The following is an 18,723-nucleotide window of genomic DNA, read 5'->3' as shown; positions in this document are numbered from 1 at the left end:
CGAAAACATTCAGAGGATGTGGGTTAAGTGGCAATTTTAGTAAATCGTGATACAAAAGTAATTACACAAGGAATTACTGGCGCGACGGGATTATTCCATGCCAAGGGCGCCCTTGATTACGGTACGCAAATGGTGGGCGGCGTAACACCAGGTAAAGGCGGTACCAATGTTGAAATTACACTTGAGGATGGCTCCGTTGTTTCCTTGCCTGTATTCAATACAGTGGATCAAGCGGTTCAAGCAACAGGTGCAACAGCTTCAGTTATTTACGTTCCACCAGCATTTGCTGCGGAAGCAATTATTGAAGCGGTTGACGCAGGCATTGAGCTTGTTATTTGTATTACAGAAGGCATTCCTGTGCTTGATATGGTAAAGGTTAAGCGCTATATGGAAGGCAAAAGCTCTATTCTAATTGGACCTAACTGTCCAGGTGTCATTACGCCAGGCGAATGTAAGATTGGTATTATGCCAGGCTACATTCATACACCAGGTCATGTTGGGGTTGTTTCTCGCTCTGGTACATTGACGTATGAAGCGGTTCATCAGCTTACGACACGCGGCATCGGTCAATCAACTGCTGTTGGTATTGGCGGTGACCCGGTTAAAGGCTCTGAGTTCATCGATATTCTGCATCGCTTCAATGAAGATCCTGATACGCATGCAGTTATTATGATCGGTGAAATCGGTGGTACTGCCGAGGAAGAAGCAGCAGAATGGATCAAAGCGAATATGACGAAGCCAGTTGTAGGCTTCATTGGTGGCGCTACTGCACCTCCAGGGAAACGTATGGGTCATGCGGGAGCGATCATCTCAGGCGGAAAAGGAACAGCAGCCGAAAAGATCGCTACATTAGAAGCATGTGGTGTACGCGTTGCTCCAACTCCATCCGAGATGGGATCTACGCTTGTGAGCCTGCTTGAAGACAAAGGCATGCTTGATAAAGTAAGAACGGTTAAGTAAATGTATAGGGTATGATAGGCAAGAAGCCTTATCTCTGTTAACGGAGATAAGGCTTCTTTTTTATCTATTTGTCTAATTTGTTAGAAAATTTAATCTAATTCTAGAGCAATACTTGCAATTACTAATATAAATAAGGCACAATGAAGAGGTGTTTGCAAGATTTGCTCCTTATGAGGGTGAATCCATGGATAAACTACAGTTAAAGCACTATGTTATTGAGCTTATGAAGCTTGAAGGAATAGGCTGGCACAGTGTAGAACGTATGCTGAAGCACGATATATTAATGTCTAATCATTGGTCAGAGGAGCAGCTTCAGGAGCTTGGCTTCCAGAAGAAGCATGCTCAGCGTCTCTGTCAATTTCAACTAGACTATGTTCAGCCTAGTATCGATGAATTACTCGAAAGAGAAGCCAAGCAGCCTTTTCACTCCATCTCAATCTGGGATGATCATTATCCTGAGCGGTTAAAGCATATTGCGCAGCCGCCATGGGTTATATTTGTAAAAGGGCGGTTAGAGCTGCTGAAGCGTGATGCTATTGCGATTGTTGGTACTAGATATCCGACTTCCTATGGCATACGATGTACGAAGCAGTTTAGTGAACAGTTCGCAGAAGCAGGCATCTCCATCGTAAGTGGCTTCGCCAACGGTATTGATACGATTGCTCATAAGCACGCTGCCGTTCACCACGCGAGTACAATTGCAGTGCTGCCTAGCGCGATTAATCAATGCTATCCAGCAAACAATTATGCATTATATGAGCAGCTAGCAAGTGAAGGGCTGCTTCTATCTGAGAGCATGTTAAGCTCTCCTATACATCCAGGACAGTTTCATCAACGCAATCGAATAATTGCTGGCTTAAGCTGTGCAACGATCATTATTGAAGGTGAGAAAAAAAGTGGTTCCATGATTACAGCTAGACATGCAATGGATATGGACCGAGAATTATTTGCAGTACCAGGCTCGATTTTTTCTAACAAAAGTGAAGGACCAAACTTTCTTATTGAGAAAGGATATGCTAGAATGCTATTGTCCTCACAGCAGCTGTTTGAAGAGCTACCATGGTTGAACGAGAATGTGAACCGTAATGAAAATTCCTTGAATGAAGAACAGGGCGTTCGACAACAGAATCTTATATTATCTGATGAAGAACAAATGATCTATACATTTATTACAGAACAGCCCCGCTCGATAAACGAAATTCATGAACACACATTAATCCCGTTTGGACATTTGAATGTTCTTCTGCTAAATTTATGTATAAAACAAATCATAGAGCTACAGCCTGGATCGATATATCACGCATTGTAACTTGTTTCAAGAGGAGGCACCTCGAATGGCAGATTCGTTAGTAATAGTAGAATCACCCGCCAAAGCCAAAACGATTGGTAAATATTTAGGTAGCAAATATATTGTGAAAGCGTCCATGGGACATATACGTGATTTACCTAAAAGTCAATTTGGTGTTGATGTGGAAAATAATTTTAGTCCAAAGTATATAACGATCCGCGGGAAAGGGTCGATACTTAAAGAACTAAAGGATGCAAGTAAAAAAGTTAAACGTGTTTATCTAGCGGCCGACCCCGATCGCGAAGGAGAAGCGATTGCATGGCATCTTGCTCATTATCTTGAGGTTGATGGTACAGAGCCGTGTCGCGTCGTATTTAATGAAATTACAAAGCAAGCAGTAAAGGAAGCATTCAAGACACCTAGACAAATAAATATGGATCTTGTAAATGCTCAACAAGCAAGACGTATACTTGACCGCTTCGTCGGTTATAAAATAAGTCCTCTATTATGGAAGAAAGTAAAAAAGGGCTTGTCAGCTGGACGTGTACAGTCTGTTACCGTGAAGCTCATCATTGATCGTGAAAATGAAATCGATGCGTTCGTACCGGAGGAATATTGGTCCATTACGGCGAAGCTGGAGCATCGTGGTCAATCATTCGATGCAAAGTTCTACGGATTAAATGGAAAGAAAAAAGAATTAAACAATGAAGCCGAAGTCAATGAAGTATTAAGCTTCATAAAGAATGAAAGCTTTACGGTAGCAGAGGTGAAGGAGAAAGAAAGACTTCGTCATCCCTCTCCACCATTTATTACGAGCTCGCTGCAGCAGGAAGCAGCAAGAAAGCTTGGATTCAGAGCGTCGAAGACGATGTCGGTAGCGCAGCAGCTCTATGAAGGGGTTGAGCTTGGCAAGGAGGGTACAGTCGGTCTAATTACTTATATGAGAACGGACTCGACGCGTATTTCACCTGTAGCACAAGAAGAAGCTCGAACCTATGTGACTGAGAAGTATGGTGCAGACTATATTCCGGCAGAAGCTAGACAATATACGAAGAAGAACAGCGGTGCACAAGACGCGCATGAAGCGATTCGACCAACTTCTATTTATCGCGACCCTGAAACGATGAAGCCCTTCTTATCTCGTGATCAGTTCCGTCTATACAAATTAATTTGGGACCGTTTTGCTTCCAGTCAAATGTCTTCAGCTGTACTGGATACAATGACTGTAGATTTTAAAGTTGGAGAGGCAACCTTCCGCTCTACAGGCTCTAAAATTAAATTTGCCGGCTTCATGAAGGTCTATGTAGAAGGTAATGATGATGGGACTGTTGAGGAATACACCTTCTTACCAGCATTAGAAAAAGATGAGAAGCTATCGCCTGCAGATATTGATCCGAAGCAGCATTTCACTCAGCCGCCACCGCGCTATACAGAAGCAAGGCTAGTTAGAGCACTTGAGGAGCTTGGAATAGGCAGACCAAGTACGTACGCTCCAACGCTAGAGACGGTACAGAAACGTGGCTATGTTGCGCTTGAAGAGAAAAAGTTTTTCCCTACTGAGCTCGGAGAATTAATTAATCAATTAATGGAAGAGTTTTTCCCGGAAATTCTAAATGTAGAATTCACAGCAAATATGGAAGATAATCTAGACCATGTAGAAGAAGGAACAGAGGACTGGGTTAAAGTATTGAGTGATTTTTACGAAACCTTTGAAAAGCGACTTCAGGTTGCTGAAGAAGAAATGAAGGAAATCGAAATTCAAGACGAAGTGTCTGATGAGCTTTGTGAAAAGTGTGGCAAGCCTCTTGTCTACAAAATGGGGAGATTTGGAAGATTTCTTGCTTGCTCAGGCTTTCCAGATTGCCGGAATACAAAACCGATCGTAAAAGAGATTGGCGTTGTGTGTCCGAAATGTAACAAAGGACATATTGTAGAGCGTCGTAGCAAAAAAGGTAGAATTTTTTATGGCTGCGATACGTATCCTGAATGCGATTATGTGTCATGGGATAAGCCTACGAACAGAAAATGTCCGAATTGTGATCAGACATTAGTAGAAAAACGTAATCGCAACGGTGCAAGATTACAATGTACAGGTTGCGATTTTACGGAAGAAATCGTGGAAGAGCACGAGGATTAATAACAGCTAATACGACGAATCATCCTCCCTACCTGGGAGGATATTGTCTTTCTATACGTAAAGTCAGATGAGGAGATGGAAGTCATTGAATAAACAAAAGGTTACCGTCATTGGAGCGGGTTTAGCAGGCAGTGAAGCAGCATGGCAAATCGCAAATCAAGGGGTAGAGGTCGTACTCTACGAAATGAGACCAGTAACAAAAACGCCTGCTCATCACACCAATCAATTTGCTGAGCTTGTATGCAGTAATAGCTTAAGAGCAAACGGGCTGACGAATGCGGTCGGCGTACTTAAGGAAGAAATGCGTATTCTTGATTCAATTATTATTAGCAGTGCAGATCAGCATGCGGTTCCTGCTGGCGGTGCATTAGCGGTAGATCGTGAAGGCTTTTCAGCTGAAGTGACTAACCGCCTGCGCAATCATCCGTTAATTGAAGTTAAAAATGAAGAAGTGACTAAAATACCTGAGGATGGCATCGTCGTCATTGCAACGGGCCCACTGACTGCGGAAGCATTATCTAATGAGATTAAAGGCCTACTTGGTGAAGAGTATTTCTACTTCTATGATGCAGCAGCGCCGATAATCGAAAAAGATTCTATCGATATGAGCAAAGTATACTTAGCTTCACGCTACGATAAAGGCGAAGCCGCTTATCTGAACTGTCCGATGACTGAAGAAGAATTCAATGCATTTTACGATGCGTTAATTACAGCAGAGGTGGCGCAGCTAAAAGAATTCGAAAAAGAGATTTACTTTGAGGGCTGTATGCCGATCGAGGTAATGGCTACTCGCGGGAAACAAACGATACTGTTTGGCCCTATGAAGCCAGTTGGTCTCGTTAATCCGCACACAGGAAAAATCCCTCACGCCGTGATTCAGTTAAGACAGGATAATGCTGCTGGAACGCTATATAATATGGTAGGCTTCCAAACGCATTTGAAGTGGGGAGAGCAGAAAAGAGTATTCCAGATGATTCCTGGGCTTGAAAACGCAGAGTTTGTTCGCTACGGTGTTATGCACCGCAACACGTTCATTAACTCGCCAAGCCTATTAAAGGCGACTTATCAAACAAAGAAACGTGAGAATTTATTTTTTGCTGGCCAGATGACTGGGGTAGAAGGCTATGTTGAATCTGCTGCATCAGGCTTAATTGCTGGCATCAACGCTGCTAAGCTTGCTAAGGGTGAAGCGTTAGTTGAAGTGCCTAAGGAAACAGCACTGGGAAGCATGGCTCATTATATTACGACTGCTGACTTTAAACATTTTCAGCCGATGAACGCAAACTTCGGTCTTTTTCCACCTCTTGAGAATAAAATTCGAAATAAGAAGGAAAAAAATGAAGCTATTGCTAATCGAGCATTGGCGCAAATCGAGCAATTTAAACAGCAACATGTATAATTTGTTATCTATTTGTAGTGTGCTTATTGAAGATAACAACTAATTAGGAGGGAAAACGAACGATGGAGATGCAATTTCACGCCACAACAATTTGTGCAGTCAGACATAACGGCAAGGGAGCGATTGCCGGCGATGGACAGGTAACCTTTGGAAATTCAATGGTTATGAAAGGAACAGCTAAAAAGGTTCGACGCTTATATCGTGGACAGGTTGTCGCTGGATTTGCAGGATCAGTAGCAGACGCCATTACGTTATTTGAAAAATTCGAAGCGAAGCTGGAAGAGCATCATGGTAACCTACAACGGGCTGCTGTTGAGCTGGCTAAGGAGTGGCGCTCCGATCGTGTACTCCGTAAGCTTGAAGCGATGATGATTGTAATGGATAAGTCAGGCATGCTGCTTATATCTGGAAACGGAGAAATTATCGAGCCAGATGATGATGTAATTGCTATTGGTTCTGGAGGAAGTTTTGCGCTTGCAGCTGCACGTGCTTTGAAGCGTCATGCAACAGATCTGGAAGCAAAGGATATGGCAAGAGGTGCGCTAGATATTGCTGCAGAAATTTGTGTATATACGAACCATAACATTATAGTGGAAGAAATCTGATCTTATCGAAAGTGGGGGGATGTGTATGAATAACAAGGCATTAACACCGCGAGAAATCGTTGCAGAGCTTGATAAATATATTGTAGGTCAAAAAGAAGCAAAACGTTCTGTAGCTGTTGCGCTGCGCAATCGCTATCGTAGAAGTAATCTTGATGAAAGCTTACGTGATGAGATCGTTCCTAAAAATATTCTTATGATCGGTCCAACAGGTGTCGGTAAAACGGAAATTGCTAGACGTCTAGCAAAGCTAGTTAAAGCACCATTCGTTAAGGTTGAAGCAACAAAATTTACGGAAGTCGGCTACGTTGGTCGTGACGTAGAGTCCATGGTTAGAGACCTGGTTGAGACTGCTATTCGAATGGTTAAAGCTGAAAAGGTCGTCTATGTGCAGGACGAAGCTGAAAAGCTTGCAAATGAGCGCATTGTTGATTTGCTAGCACCAGCACAGGTAAAGCAGAAGTCGAATAAAAACCCATTCGAAATGTTGTTTGGCAATATGCAGTCAGAGCAAGATGATGAAAAGGACTCCGCCGTAGATCAAGGACTACATGAACGAAGAGCTAAGGTTCGTGAAGATTTAGCAGCAGGAAAGCTAGAAAATGAAAAGATACAAATCGAAGTAGAGGATAACTCGCCATCGATGATGGATATGCTAGCAGGCGGTCAAGGCATGGATAGTATGGGAATGAACATGCAGGACCTGCTAGGATCATTGATGCCTAAAAAGCCTAGAAAGAGAAGTCTGCCTGTGAAGGAAGCTAGAAAAGTGCTTACTCAGCAGGAGGCGAATAAATTGATCGATATGGACGAAGTTATCGCTGAATCCGTTGTACGCGCTGAGCAAAGCGGTATCATCTTCATCGATGAGATTGATAAAATCGCTGCCCCTTCTCGCGGCTCAGGACCGGATGTGTCGCGTGAGGGTGTGCAGCGTGACATTTTGCCGATTGTCGAAGGCTCGACGGTTATAACGAAGTATGGCCCTGTTAAAACCGACTACATACTTTTTGTAGCGGCAGGTGCATTCCACATTGCTAAGCCGTCTGATCTTATACCTGAACTTCAAGGGCGCTTTCCAATTCGTGTTGAACTTACATCTCTTTCTGAAGATGACTTTGTAAGTATTTTAACAGAGCCCCAAAATGCACTGACGAAGCAGTATACGGCGTTACTTGAAACAGAAGGCATAACCATTGAATTTTCAGAGGAAGCGATTAGAGAGCTCGCAGCCATCGCGGCTGAGGTCAACCGTAATATGGAGAACATTGGAGCGAGACGTTTGCATACAATTCTCGAGAAGCTGCTTGAGGATCTTTCCTTTGAAGCCCCTGAGCTTACGCTGGAGCATATGACGATTACTCCTGAATACGTAAAAGCTAAACTGGGAGGTATTGCTAAAGATCGAGATCTAAGTCAATATATATTGTAGCAGGAACAGTTTTAGGAGGCACTTCGTAATGAGTCTATTGAGCAAAACACGAACATTAAATCGACTGTTGCAGCGAGCTGCAGGTAAGCCGGTTAGCTTTAGAGAAATGGCAGAAGTATTAAGCTCCACTATATTAGCAAATGTGTTTGTTACAAGTCGTCGTGGCAAAATATTAGGGTGCGCAGCACTAGATGTTCACGCACATGACTATTTACGTTCTTTACAGACAGAGGAACTGCGTTTCTCGAACGAGATGAACAATATGATGCTACGTATAGATGAAACAAACATAAATTTAACTCCATCCGCGATGCAGTCAGACATCATTAGTAGATTAGGCATGATGGAAACTATGGCTATAGTACCAATTATTGGTGGTGGTGATCGATTAGGCTCTCTACTCCTCATGCGCCAATCAGAAAGCTTGACTGATGACGATTTAGTGCTGGCAGAGTACGGTAGTACTATAGTCGGAATGGAAATTTTAAGGGAAAGAACGGAAGAGGTTGAGCAAGAGGCGCGAAGCCGAGCGGTAGTATCGGTTGCAATTGGCTCGTTGTCCTATAGTGAGCTTGAAGCTGTCGAGCATATTTTTGAGGAGCTTGAAGGTAAGGAAGGCTTGTTAGTTGCCTCCAAAATCGCTGACCGAGTAGGAATTACACGCTCTGTCATCGTAAATGCCCTGAGAAAGCTGGAAAGCGCAGGGGTAATTGAGACGAGGTCTCTAGGCATGAAAGGCACATACATTAAAATACTTAATCATCAGTTGCTTCAAGAGCTTGAGAAGAATAAAGCTTAATAAAAAGGAAATATTCAATGTGGTTATAAAGCCCTAACTCTTGTAGAAGTTAGGGCTTTTTTCTTATTGTGTAATTAGCTGGAATTAAAGAAAATGTAGTTATATGTTTCGACTTATTATTATATTTTTTTAATGTTTCTGTATAAAAATAAAGGATTTTGTGGATTCGTGTTGAATAATTCCTATTAGCAAGTATGAAAGAGAGTGGTGAAACTTAGTGAAACTTGTCAATAACGCTTCTTTTCAGCGTATGGAATCTGCCCTTTTTACTGCTGAAGCTAGGCAACGTGTGATATCCAATAACATAGCAAATGCTGAAACACCTAATTTTAAGCGTTCCGAATTAGTTTTTGAGGACTTAATTGCCCAACAAATGGGTAAATCGAACGAAAAAATCCAAGGTAATCGTACCCATGAAAAGCATATCTCCATTGGTAAAGGTAATTTAGGCTTGCCAACTGCTAAGCTTGTTACAGATCAATCGACATCAATGAACAACACGACGAAGAATAATGTCGATTTAGATGCAGAAATGGCACTGCTAGCTAAAAACCAATTAAATTACAACCTATATGTTCAGCAGCTGAATCACGATTTTTCTATGATGAGAATCGCAATTACAGGAGCGAAATAGGTTCAGGAGGTAAGTATACATGAAGATTACGAATGGTTTCGATATTAGTGCTTCTGCGTTAACAGCGAATAGAATGCGGATGGATGTAATTTCATCAAATATCGCAAATGCTGAAACGACTAGAGCAGATTTTGTAAATGGGGAATATGTCCCGTATAAACGTAAGCTTGTCGTGATGAATTCAAATGAGCAATCATTTTCTCAGCTATTTAATAAGGCGTTAGATGGGAAAGATGAATCAAATAAATTAAAGGGAGTCAGCGTAGCTAAAATAATGGAAGACTCCTCACCAACGAAGTTGGTATATAATCCATCGCATCCCGATGCGAATGCGGATGGTTATGTACATATGCCTAATGTTGATATCGCGACAGAAATGGTTGATATGATTGCAGCTGTTCGGGCTTATGAATCGAATGTAACAGCACTGAATGCTACCAAATCTATGTTTGTAAAGGCATTGGAGTTGGGGAAATAAAATACGGAGAGGATTGAGTCACTAAATGATCGAGCATGTGTCAACTAAAGCTATCAATGCTCTGAAAACAATTAATGTAAGTCAAACTGAAAAATCACCATCAACATCAGAAATAACTAAATCATTTGGAGAATATTTGAATAACGCACTAAATGACGTTTCTGCATTAGAAGCAGACGTTCATAAAAAGAATGATTTATACTTAGCGGGTCAAGTGGATGCTACTGAAGTACTGATTGCAGCAAGTCAATCTCAATTAAGTTTGCAACTAACCTCAGAGATTCGCAATAAAGTTGTGGCAGCGTATCAAGAAATAATGAGAATCCAAATCTAGGATGACTTGTTACCTGCATAGAACGCGGATGAGGTGAAGACGTGAACGAAAGAGTAGCCCAATATGTTAACAAAGTGAAAACCAGTTTTCAGCAAATGAGTAATAAACAGAAAATATGGTTAAGTGCATCGAGTATTGGACTGATTGTAGCAATCGTATTAATGACAATTATTTTTACTAGAACTGAATATGAGGTTGCTTTCAAAAATTTGGATACGATGGATTCAGCAGCTGTAATTAATCATTTGGATGCTGCAGGAATTCCATATAAGCTAAATGCTACTGGATCAGAAATTTCTATTCCAGCGAAAGATGCTGCCCGAGTTCAGATCGATGTAGGATCTCAGGGTTTAATCCAAAATGGATCGCTAGGCTTCGCTGAAACATTTGGAATAGGGACAAGCTCACTTGGAACGACAGAAAATGAGTTCAACGTGAAAAAACAAAGCGCCATTAATGGTGAGGTTCAGAAGCTGTTAAATAACTTAAATGGCATTGAAAGCTCTAAAGTGCTCATAACAATGCCAGAGGAAAGTGTGTTTTTAACGACTGAGGAACTAAACAAGCCTTCTGCTGCTGTAGTCCTAACCTTTACGAGCGGATATCGACCATCGCAAAAGGACATCGATGGCTACTATAATTTGATAAAAGCAGCGGTTGGTAATATCGATACACAGGATATTACGATTTCAAGTCAGCAGCTAGGAGAATTGATTTCTTCTGAAGCGAGCGACTTAATCAATGGCGGAACTAACGTTATTGAGACGCAATTTAATATACAACGAAAATATGAGCAAGAGATTAAAAATCAGATTCAACAATATTTAAGTCAAATTTATGGCGTTGATAAAATTGTAGTTAGTATTTCAAGTAGCTTGAACTTCGATAAGAAATCAAGCCAGGAAAGTCTTGTGTTGCCGCTAGAAAATAATAACAATAATGGAATTATTATCAGTGAACAATTAGAATCAAGCTCCAGTACGAATTCACAAGCCTCAAGTGGCGTTGTCGGGACAGGAGAAACTGATATCCCGACCTATCAAACTGGATCAAATGGAGACCAGAGTGAATCCGAAAGTAACTCTACCATTCGAAACTATGATGTAAATCGTATTAATAACATTATTGAATCGCAAGCGTATGTCGTAAAGGATCTTTCGATCAGTGTCGGCTTTGAGGCTTCAGAGCTAGCAAGTGATGCAGATCAAGCTGCGATTACGAATTACTTAGCAAGCTTTGTACGTAGTCAATTGGCTAATTCAGGCCAAGACCTAACAAGTGATGAAAACCTTCAGCAAAAGGTGACGTTAATAGCTCGTAACTTCGATGAAGAAACTGCTGTTGCTCAGGAAGCTGGAATTCCGATGGCTTGGATTATTGGCTTGTCTGCACTAGCTTTAGCAGCGATTATTGCGTTAATTGTTGTATTGCTTCGTCGCCGTAAAGCTCAAGCGCTTGAAGATGAGATGGTTGTGGAAGATATTCCTGAACGACCTGCCTATGAAACAATTGATCTTGAAAATCTGCAAAATGATAATCAAGCTCGCAAAAATCTTGAACAACTTGCCAAACGCAAACCTGACGAATTTGTCAACTTGCTTCGTACCTGGCTAGTAGATGAATAGAGGTGCTGTAATGTCTAAACTAGCACAAGGATTATCAGGACGTCAAAAGGCAGCGATCTTACTGATTACGCTAGGACCTGAAGTATCCGCACAAATATTTAAGCATTTACGTGATGATGAGATTGAACAGCTTACGCTTGAAATCGCAAACGTACGTAAAGTCGACAGCAATGATCGTGATTTTATATTACAAGAGTTCCATCAAATATGTATGGCTCAAGAGTTTATTTCACAAGGCGGTATTGCCTATGCGAAAGAAATTCTTGATAAAGCACTTGGTGAAGATAAGGCAAAAGAAGTTTTGACTAGACTTACTGCGACGTTGCAGGTTAGACCTTTCGACTTTGCGCGTAAGGCTGATCCTGCACAGATCCTTAACTTTATTCAGAATGAAAACACACAAACGATAGCCCTTGTTCTATCATATCTGCAGGCTGAGCAAGCAGCGACGATACTGTCCTCCTTGCCTCAGGATAAGCAGGCTGATGTAGCAAAAAGAATTGCGCTCATGGATAGTACTTCTCCAGAGGTCATTACTCAAATTGAGCACATACTGGAGCAAAAGCTTTCATCGACCGTTACTCAGGATTACACCAATGCAGGTGGCATCGATTCTATCGTACAAATACTAAATGGTGTTGACCGTGGTACAGAGCGTACAATTCTAGATGCATTAGAAATTCAAGATCCTGAACTCGCTGAAGATATCAAGAAGCGTATGTTTGTCTTTGAGGATATTGTTAGCATTGATAACCGCTCCATTCAACGTATTATACGTGATGTTGAAAATGCGGATCTTCAGCTTGCACTTAAGGTGTCGAGTGAAGAGGTTCGTGAAGCGATATTCCGTAATATGTCAAAGCGCATGTCAGAAACATTCCAAGAAGAAATGGAATTTATGGGACCTGTACGCTTGCGTGATGTAGAAGAAGCTCAGACTCGAATCGTTGCAATTATAAGACGACTAGAAGAGTCTGGTGAAATCATCATCGCACGTGGCGGAGGAGATGATATTATTGTCTAATCTAATCAAGTCCTCACATGTTATGACGCTTGAAGAGCTTAAAAAGTTGCGCGTCAACAATCAATATGTTACTCAACAGCCCAATTTTACTGAGAATGCTGAAGAAGTGTCCGAGGTAGAACAGCCGGATGAAGCAACGATTTCGCTTAAAGAGCAAATTATTGCCGATGCGATGGCAGCTGCTGAGGCACGCATAAAGGAAGCTGCAGCTGAATGTGAAAAGATGCTGCAAGATACTGAGCAGCAGATTGATGTGTGGTGGCTAGAGAAACGTAATGAGGATGCTGAGCTGCAAGAAAAGCATAAAAAGGAAGGCTTTGAGGCTGGTTATCAACAAGGGCTTGAAGAGGCTCATGTGAAGGTTGAGCAGGAATGGGAGCATAACTTGTCAGAAGCTGCTTCTATTCTTAAGGAAGCCTATCGAACGCGTGAGCAGATTATTCAAGAAGCAGAGCCGTTTATCGTTGAATTAAGCTGTTCAATCGCAGAAAAAGTAATCGATAAACAGCTTTCCTTAGAGCCTGACATGGTACTAGATATTATTACACGTACACTTTCCCGTAGACGAGAGCAAGGTGAAATCATTCTATGTGTTGCACCATCGTCACTATCGTTCATTCAAGGAGCGCGTGAAGAACTGGATGCAACGATAGATTCACAGGCTGAGCTAGTGATTATACCTGATACAACCGTAAAGGATCATGGCTGTGTCATTCGTTCCAAATTCGGTAGTATTGATGCTCGGATCGATACACAATTATCAGAGATTAAGCGTGAATTGCTCAACATTGCTCATCAAAGTGTAGAGGAAAGAGGTCAAGCCAATGACCAAGCTTAATTTAGAAGTCGACAAATACCGAGAGCATCTGAAAAATGTCGATCCCGTACGTATTAATGGGAAAGTAACACAGGTTATTGGGTTGACTGTCGAGTCGCAAGGACCAGATGCAAGTATTGGTGACCTCTGTTATATCTATCCTACAAAATCTTCGAAGCCGCTTAAGGCAGAGGTTGTAGGCTTTCGTGAAAATAAAGTTATTTTAATGCCGCTAGGAGATCTGCATTCCATCAGCCCAGGCTGTGACGTTGTCGGCACAGGAAAACCATTAACGGTTCAAGTGGGCTCTGAGTTGCTTGGTAAAGTGCTTGATGGACTGGGAAATCCGCTGGATGGCAGCTTTCTCCCAAGCAGAATGCCGAATTATTCAACCCATAACACACCGAATAACCCTCTTGCAAGACCACGAGTCACCAAACCGCTTGGGACAGGTGTACGAGCGATCGATGGATTGCTTACCGTTGGTGAAGGCCAACGTGTTGGTATATTCGCTGGATCTGGAGTAGGGAAAAGTACACTACTAGGGATGATCGCTAGAAATACGACGGCTGATGTTAATGTCATCGCACTGATCGGAGAACGTGGACGTGAGGTGCTTGAATTTATTGAAAAGGATCTAGGACCAGAGGGTCTTGCTAGATCTGTTGTAGTCGTAGCGACTTCAGATCAGCCAGCGCTAATTCGTATGAAGGGTGCAATGATTGCGACTTCTATTGCAGAGTACTTTAGAGACCGCGGATTAAATGTCATGCTCATGATGGATTCTGTAACGCGTTATGCGATGGCGATGCGTGAGGTTGGTCTGGCTATTGGAGAGCCTCCAGCGACAAGAGGTTATACACCTTCGGTGTTTGCTGCATTGCCGAAGCTGCTTGAGAGAGCTGGTACAGGAAAAAAGGGATCAATTACAGCCTTTTACACCGTCCTCGTTGATGGTGATGATATGAATGAGCCAATCGCGGATGCCGTTCGAGGTATATTAGATGGTCATATCGTACTAAGCAGGGCTTTAGCACATAAGGGTCATTATCCAGCGATAGATGTTCTATCGTCTGTCAGTCGTGTAATGAACGAGATCGTCACTGAAGAACAGCTGGATGCTGCAAATGAGCTGAAAAGGTTACTTGCCATATATCGTGATTCAGAGGATCTAATCAATATCGGTGCATATCAGCAAGGATCTAATCAACAAATTGATATGGCGATTCAATATATCGATCTGATTAACTCGTTTACAAAACAGCGTACAAATGAAAAGGTAACGCTGGAGGAAGTTCAGCAGCAGCTAATTGCGAATTTTGCTAGGAGTTGATAATGAATGGCAGCGTTCAAGTATAGCTTCCAAAAGATTGTTGATTTGAAGGAAAGTGAAAAGACTCACGCGGAATGGCTTCTATCTGATGCAATTGGTGAGCTTAATTCGGAGAGAGAGCAGCTTCGATCACTTCAGCAGCAGCAAAGAGAATGGGAACAAAAGCTTGAGCAATCTGTAAAAGAAGCGACCCCTTTAGCTGAAGTACTTGCTATTGACGAATATATTGAATACTTTGCTCAAACGATTAAAAGCAAAATGAAAGATATTGAACGTGCAGAGCGTAAAGTAGAGCAACGTAGAAACGATTTGGCAGATAAGATGAGGGAAGAAAAGGTTTGGCATAAGGCTAAGGAGAATGCCTTTACTAAATTTCGCTATAGCATGCAAATCAAGGAACAGAATGAATTAGACGAGATGGCCTCCATCCGTTTTATGTCACCTACCCCATAAGACCGTGCAAGGGAGTGAATGGATTTGGCAGCCATTGACGAAGAAAAGCAAGAAAGCAGTTTTATAGAAAAAGCTGTATTTATTATTACTCCTATTTTGTTTGTGATTGTTTTGCTCGGACTATTGGTCACTTTTCTCGATGTAGATATACGAAACAAGGCTTTGGAGATCGGTCAAGATATTCCAGTCGTTCGTAATGTATTGCCGGCGCCTAGTACGACGGCTGTAAACTCAGATGATGAAATGAAAAAAGACAAATATAGTGAGCGAATCGTTGAACTAGAAACTCAGCTGGCGACTTTGCAAAACGAGCTGAATGCAGCACAACAGAAAACGATTGAGCAGGAGCAAACCATTGCAACTCTTCAGGAAAAGAGTGAGACAATCAGCGAGGAGCCTGTAACTGAACCAACTGCGATTACTGATGAGCAGTATACGGCACGAATTCAAGAGCTGGCGAGTATGTTTGCAAAAATGACACCGAGTAAGGCTGCTCCTATTGTGCAAAGTATGACATTGGAGGAAATGGCACTTCTTTTCGGTAACATGCGAGCAGATGATCGCGTGCGTATTATGGAGAAAATGACTCCAAAGACAGCAGCCGATGTTACGATGCTGCTTAAGGACAGTGAAACAGCTAAAGATCTAGAAATTGCAGCTCTGCAATCTAGAGTACAGCTGCTTCAATCGGAAAATGAACAGGAATCTTCAACAAATGAGGTTAGTGATGCAGACCTAGCAGCAACATTTTCTGCGATGGAGCCATCGGCTGCAGCAGATATGCTGTTGAAAATGATGGACGTAAGCTCCAGTAAGGTCCTTCGTATATTGAAGGTTACGGGAAGCACAGCTCGTTCCGCAATCTTAGAAGAAATGACAGCTATTAATGAAACGACAGCTGCATTACTAGTTACAAGATTGATGCAAGACTAATGCAAGACTAATGCGAGGGAGTCTCGAAAGGAGGTGACATAATGGACGTAATGAATGTATTGAATCCTGGTACTGTGATGGGAAATGTTGCACAGCTAACCAATACGAATTCTTCCTCAACAAATGCAACATCCTTTCAAAAGCAATTAGTCAGTCTTGTCGAAGGACAGCAAGGAGATGCAGGCCAAACAGCTGAAACAGGTCAAATGGTTGCATCATCTGCATTGCTTTTGGCTGGTAAAGCCGGATCACTGAATGAGGAGCAAGCGTCAGCTGAACAGCTTAATGCTTTGCTTGAGGGCTTGTTAGATCAGCTAGATGAGCTAGAGCAGTTTGGACTAGATAATGAACAGCAATCCGTTGTTGAAGATTTGATTCAGCAAATGGAGGCGTTAATCCAAGTGGTCTCCTTCAATCAAGAAGCTAGCAAGCAAGCTCCTATGCTCAGTGTTGATCAACAGTTAGATAGCGATGCTCAACAAAGTTCATCCAATCAACTAGTTATTAAGCTTCAGGATCAGCTTTTGATGCTTCAACATGCATTGCAAAGCGGTGAAGTTAAGGTATTACCTGGTGTTCAAACTGTAGAAGATATCGTAACTGAACAATTACATATCGTTCAAGCCACAGTAGCTCAGCTGCTTCAGGATGCTAAGCTCAAGCAAGCCGCGGGAACGATTGACAGCAGTAATACGATAGCAGACGATATGGCACAGATTATCAAGTCTGCTACAACAGACCAAGCAACGAATAATAAAGCTGCAGAGTCGCAACAAGATCTAAAGCTTAATCAAGCAGTAGGTCAACAAAATGCTAGTGGAGCTGCGTCAGCTTCCGAGTTTGCTGTGAAAGATAAGTCAGCATCAGATGAACAAGCATCTCATCTACAGCGATTGAATGTAGAAGCAACTTACGCTCAAGCTGCTACACAAGCGAATGATGCCTCAAACTCAGCTACTCAAGCTGTACAAGAGGATACGGCTGTTCAGCCTTCTGCTACGATTGCGCAGCTACGTGCTCACAATGTACGTGAGCTTTTGCCTCATTTCATTCGAACAGGCCCTTCTGTTACTAGTGCTTATGTTCTTGCAGATGAGTTTGCAGATACGATGAGAGGCTTAATTGTGCAAAGATTTAACGTGACCGAGCTAAATGGCTTGACGGAAGCGAGACTATCACTAACACCTGAGCATTTAGGTCATGTTGATGTTAAAATTTCTATGCAGAATGGCGTGCTGACTGCAATGTTCCAAACAGAAACAGCGATGGCGAAGGACGCATTAGAAAATCAAATGCTTCAGCTTCGTGCTTCACTTGCAGCTCAAGGGATAACGGTAGAAAAAATAGAAGTTGCTCAAACTGAATTTGCATCTCAGCTTAGTCAACAGCAAAAGCAACAATCCAATAGTCAAAACGGTAACGATGACAGCTCTAGAAAAGAGCTTGATGAAGCAGCCTTTGAAGAAGAATTACTTATCAATGCAGCTAATCAAGAATTAGGCTTCGGACGAGCAGTTAACGAAACGGTTTAACTAATCCATTAAAGTAAGATGGAGGTGAAAAGATGGCAAGCTCAATACAATCATCTGTTGTGTGGCCTCATTATAATACGTCTAATGTAGTTAAAGCTTCTACTAAAACAAATGAACTTGGTAAGGACCAATTTTTAGGTTTATTAGTTGCTCAGCTTCAGAATCAGGACCCATTATCTCCGATGGATAATACACAGTATATCGCTCAGATGGCACAGTTCTCTTCTGTAGAACAATTAATCAATATGAAAGAAGAGATCTCTCTTCTGCGTTTGAATATCGGAACGGCTTCGAGTTTAATAGGTAAGCACGTGACCTGGAATGAGTATGATAATGCTGGAGAAATTGTTCAGAGAAGCGGATTGGTAGATTCTATTATTTCACAGGATGGTCATCTCTTTGTACAAGTTGGCGGAGAGAAAATCGGTATGGATTTTATTGGACAGATCTCATCTACTCCAATTGAGAATGACAACTCTTCGGATCAAGAAGAAAGCGAGCCAACAGACTCCTCCTCTAGTGAAGAGGTGATGGAGTAATGAATGAGAGCTTTAGAGTTGGTCAGCTCTATCCGATGAAGGTCAATCCTGGCGCTTTTCAACAAGGGCATCACAATGTGCAATCTAATAAAACGGATAAGCCGAGCTTTTCTGAAGCATTAGATCGTGAGATGCTTAAGTTCAGCCACCATGCGGAGATTAGAATGGCTCAGCGAGGAATTAGCCTTCCGCAGGAAAGCTTGAATCAAATTAGTGAAGCGGTTGATTCAGCGGCACAAAAGGGTGCGAAGGATTCGCTGATCGTCTATCGTGATATTGCGATGATCGTTAACGTTCCTACTCGAACAGTTGTCACTGCTTTAGATGGTGGACAGCTGCAAAGCAATGTGTTTACACAAATTGATAGTGCAATTATTTTGAAATAGGCTGGACCGATAAGGGGG

Annotated in this window: 19 protein-coding genes; all 19 read left to right on the top strand. The window is 42.1% G+C overall.

What is annotated here, in order from left to right; translation table 11 throughout:
* The first annotated feature begins 27 nt into the window (after window positions 1–27).
* Complete coding sequence (gene sucD / locus M3180_RS01720) at window positions 28–960, top strand: succinate--CoA ligase subunit alpha (RefSeq protein ID WP_251665495.1); 933 nt, start codon at window positions 28–30, stop codon at window positions 958–960.
* Window positions 961–1,144: 184 nt separating this feature from the next.
* Complete coding sequence (gene dprA / locus M3180_RS01715; protein ID WP_251665494.1) at window positions 1,145–2,269, top strand: DNA-processing protein DprA; 1,125 nt, start codon at window positions 1,145–1,147, stop codon at window positions 2,267–2,269.
* Between the two features lie 25 nt (window positions 2,270–2,294).
* Complete coding sequence (topA, locus tag M3180_RS01710) at window positions 2,295–4,385, top strand: type I DNA topoisomerase (RefSeq protein ID WP_251665493.1); 2,091 nt, start codon at window positions 2,295–2,297, stop codon at window positions 4,383–4,385.
* Window positions 4,386–4,470: 85 nt separating this feature from the next.
* Window positions 4,471–5,784, top strand: a complete 1,314-nt coding sequence (gene trmFO / locus M3180_RS01705) for an FADH(2)-oxidizing methylenetetrahydrofolate--tRNA-(uracil(54)-C(5))-methyltransferase TrmFO (RefSeq protein WP_251665492.1) — start codon at window positions 4,471–4,473, stop codon at window positions 5,782–5,784.
* A 62-nt stretch (window positions 5,785–5,846) separates the two neighbouring features.
* On the top strand, window positions 5,847–6,389 hold the full coding sequence (hslV, locus tag M3180_RS01700) for an ATP-dependent protease subunit HslV (protein ID WP_251665491.1): 543 nt from the start codon (window positions 5,847–5,849) through the stop codon (window positions 6,387–6,389).
* A 25-nt stretch (window positions 6,390–6,414) separates the two neighbouring features.
* Window positions 6,415–7,818 (top strand): ATP-dependent protease ATPase subunit HslU, encoded by a 1,404-nt coding sequence (gene hslU, locus M3180_RS01695; protein WP_251665490.1) that lies wholly within the window; start codon window positions 6,415–6,417, stop codon window positions 7,816–7,818.
* 28 nt (window positions 7,819–7,846) lie between these two features.
* Window positions 7,847–8,617: a GTP-sensing pleiotropic transcriptional regulator CodY gene (gene codY, locus M3180_RS01690; protein ID WP_251665489.1), complete on the top strand. Its 771-nt coding sequence runs from the start codon at window positions 7,847–7,849 to the stop codon at window positions 8,615–8,617.
* Between the two features lie 217 nt (window positions 8,618–8,834).
* Window positions 8,835–9,251 carry a flagellar basal body rod protein FlgB gene (flgB, locus tag M3180_RS01685; protein WP_251665488.1) on the top strand — a complete coding sequence of 139 codons (417 nt, stop codon included), beginning with the start codon at window positions 8,835–8,837 and terminating at the stop codon, window positions 9,249–9,251.
* A gap of 19 nt (window positions 9,252–9,270) precedes the next feature.
* Window positions 9,271–9,729 (top strand): flagellar basal body rod protein FlgC, encoded by a 459-nt coding sequence (gene flgC, locus M3180_RS01680; RefSeq protein ID WP_251665487.1) that lies wholly within the window; start codon window positions 9,271–9,273, stop codon window positions 9,727–9,729.
* Between the two features lie 25 nt (window positions 9,730–9,754).
* Window positions 9,755–10,063 (top strand): flagellar hook-basal body complex protein FliE, encoded by a 309-nt coding sequence (gene fliE, locus M3180_RS01675; RefSeq protein WP_251665486.1) that lies wholly within the window; start codon window positions 9,755–9,757, stop codon window positions 10,061–10,063.
* Window positions 10,064–10,104: 41 nt separating this feature from the next.
* Window positions 10,105–11,688, top strand: a complete 1,584-nt coding sequence (fliF, locus tag M3180_RS01670; protein ID WP_251665485.1) for a flagellar basal-body MS-ring/collar protein FliF — start codon at window positions 10,105–10,107, stop codon at window positions 11,686–11,688.
* A 10-nt stretch (window positions 11,689–11,698) separates the two neighbouring features.
* Window positions 11,699–12,712, top strand: coding sequence for a flagellar motor switch protein FliG (gene fliG, locus M3180_RS01665; RefSeq protein WP_251665484.1), 1,014 nt, complete (start codon window positions 11,699–11,701; stop codon window positions 12,710–12,712).
* Window positions 12,705–13,550 carry a FliH/SctL family protein gene (locus tag M3180_RS01660; protein WP_251665483.1) on the top strand — a complete coding sequence of 282 codons (846 nt, stop codon included), beginning with the start codon at window positions 12,705–12,707 and terminating at the stop codon, window positions 13,548–13,550. Before fliG ends, M3180_RS01660 begins: the two co-directional genes overlap by 8 nt.
* Window positions 13,537–14,862: a flagellar protein export ATPase FliI gene (fliI, locus tag M3180_RS01655; RefSeq protein WP_251665482.1), complete on the top strand. Its 1,326-nt coding sequence runs from the start codon at window positions 13,537–13,539 to the stop codon at window positions 14,860–14,862. The genes M3180_RS01660 and fliI overlap by 14 nt, the downstream gene beginning before the upstream one ends.
* A gap of 6 nt (window positions 14,863–14,868) precedes the next feature.
* The gene (fliJ, locus tag M3180_RS01650; protein ID WP_251665481.1) at window positions 14,869–15,315 is read left to right on the top strand and encodes a flagellar export protein FliJ; all 447 of its coding nucleotides are present in this window, start codon (window positions 14,869–14,871) and stop codon (window positions 15,313–15,315) included.
* Between the two features lie 24 nt (window positions 15,316–15,339).
* On the top strand, window positions 15,340–16,248 hold the full coding sequence (locus tag M3180_RS01645) for a MotE family protein (RefSeq protein ID WP_251665480.1): 909 nt from the start codon (window positions 15,340–15,342) through the stop codon (window positions 16,246–16,248).
* 41 nt (window positions 16,249–16,289) lie between these two features.
* A complete protein-coding gene (locus tag M3180_RS01640) occupies window positions 16,290–17,780 on the top strand; it encodes a flagellar hook-length control protein FliK (RefSeq protein ID WP_251665479.1) in 1,491 nt (496 codons plus the stop codon).
* 32 nt (window positions 17,781–17,812) lie between these two features.
* On the top strand, window positions 17,813–18,319 hold the full coding sequence (locus M3180_RS01635) for a flagellar hook capping FlgD N-terminal domain-containing protein (RefSeq protein ID WP_251665478.1): 507 nt from the start codon (window positions 17,813–17,815) through the stop codon (window positions 18,317–18,319).
* The gene (locus M3180_RS01630; RefSeq protein WP_251665477.1) at window positions 18,319–18,705 is read left to right on the top strand and encodes a TIGR02530 family flagellar biosynthesis protein; all 387 of its coding nucleotides are present in this window, start codon (window positions 18,319–18,321) and stop codon (window positions 18,703–18,705) included. Before M3180_RS01635 ends, M3180_RS01630 begins: the two co-directional genes overlap by 1 nt.
* Window positions 18,706–18,723 lie beyond the last annotated feature (18 nt).

The sequence above is a fragment of the Paenibacillus camelliae genome, assembly GCF_023715345.1.
GTDB lineage: Bacteria > Bacillota > Bacilli > Paenibacillales > Paenibacillaceae > Pristimantibacillus > Pristimantibacillus camelliae.
Note: the sequence above shows the minus strand (reverse complement) of the source record. Positions and strands in the feature narration are given on the sequence as shown.